This window comes from Sphingobium sp. ba1 (assembly GCF_000743655.1).
GTDB lineage: Bacteria > Pseudomonadota > Alphaproteobacteria > Sphingomonadales > Sphingomonadaceae > Sphingobium.
Genome location: NZ_JPPQ01000020.1, coordinates 1 through 1474, shown reverse-complemented (window position 1 = coordinate 1474; position 1474 = coordinate 1). Strand labels below are relative to the sequence as shown.

Here is a 1474-nt window from a genome sequence, read left to right as displayed (position 1 = left end):
GCAGCGCCAGTTTCAGGTCACGCCCGCGCTTGACCTTGCGGCTCTTCACCGCCCCTTCGCCATCCAGCACGATCTCCTCGCTCTCGCTACCGAACAGCACTTCGCGCATCAGCATCGCCTCGATCTCGGCATAGCCGATGTCGATCGCCCGGTCCCAGTCGGCGGCAAAGCGCGCGTCGCGCTGCCGCCGTTCATAGGCGCCCGCGCGCCGCACGCCCGCCACCCGCGCCGCCTCGCTGACGTTGCAGGTGGTCGCCAGCACCTCCAGAAATTCCCTTTCCTGCGCCCTGGTCCAGCTGTCCTTGCGGGCCTTGCGCTGTTGCGCGCGCGTGCCGTCCGCCACCGCCTGCCGCCCCGGCCGCAATTCCACCCCCGCACCGTCCGCCATCCCAGCCCCCGCAACGCAAAAAGGGCCGACCCACCCGGATCAGCCCTTGGTTCGCCGCGTCATCCGCGACTCACATTTTTCCACTATGCCGATACGTGCCAGAACAGCGTGACGATGTCAAGTATAATGTTCCAGATAGGTTATTTCTCCAGCATCGCCGCGATCATCGGCGCTTCCAGTGCCATCGCCGCCGCCACGCTCGGCCGCGCCTTTACCCGCTCCAGCCAGGCCGCCACCTTGGGCCAGCGCGCCGCATCCAGCGCGTCTGACACATAGCCGATATTGATCAACGGACAGCCCGCCGCCAGGTCCGCCAGCGTGAAGCGATCCTCCACCAGCCAACCACTTTCCGGCAACACACCCTCCAGATAGTCATAGAGTCCCGGCAGTTCCTCGGCCTCCGCCTTGTCCGCCGCCGCCAGGTCCGGCTCGCGCTTCAACCGTCTGGCCACCGCCCGGTTGAAGAAGATCTTGGCCCCCACCGGCTGCGCCACCGTATCGCCAAATTCCTCATACCATATGGTCCGCGCCCGCGCCTTGGGTTCGGCCGGGATCATCTCCGTGCCGGGGCGCAACGCATCCATATAGGTTATGATCGCGGTCGAATCGCACAGCAGAAAGTCGCCATCCTCCAACGCCGGTATCTTGCCGAAGGGCGACCCGTTCAGATAGCCATCGCCCCCGCGCCCGAACCCGGCCGCCTGCACCTCGACCTCGATGCCCTTCTCGGCGGCAAAGACGATCACCTTGCGCACGAAGGGCGATGGCCGCGACCCGTGGATAATCATGCAAACGGCTCCTTTGGTTCGACTCACTGCGCCGAACCATGACAGATCAGTAGCAGATCGCAACCCTCATGCCGCTTGGGAAACATCCGCCACAAACGGCGCGATCACCGCCATCACCCGCGCCACCGTCTCCGCCTTCTCGCCCACCGGCGCGACATAGTCGATCACGCTGCGCGCCGCCTCGACGCCTGCGCCCCGCGCGATCGCCCAGGCGGCCAGATAATGCGCCGCCATGCATCCGCCCGCGCTCGCCACATTGCCGCGCGCCACGAACGGCGATTCCAACACGCGCAGCCCC

General features: G+C 66.3%; 2 protein-coding genes and 1 pseudogene. All 3 read right to left on the bottom strand.

From position 1 onward, the window contains the following. A partial coding sequence (locus tag IL54_RS02030) for a hypothetical protein (protein ID WP_037472697.1) occupies window positions 1-388 on the bottom strand: 388 nt, incomplete at its 3' end. A 140-nt stretch (window positions 389-528) separates the two neighbouring features. Beyond that, the gene (locus IL54_RS02025; protein WP_037472694.1) at window positions 529-1176 is read right to left on the bottom strand and encodes a glutathione S-transferase family protein; all 648 of its coding nucleotides are present in this window, start codon (window positions 1174-1176) and stop codon (window positions 529-531) included. 66 nt (window positions 1177-1242) lie between these two features. Next, window positions 1243-1474, bottom strand: a pseudogene (locus IL54_RS24530) (AraC family transcriptional regulator); the annotation flags it as partial.

Bases quoted from the DNA above. Each gene is read 5' to 3' on its own strand.
- IL54_RS02025 (WP_037472694.1), bottom strand. From the start codon at position 1,176: ATGATTATCCACGGGTCGCGGCCATCGCCCTTCGTGCGCAAGGTGATC.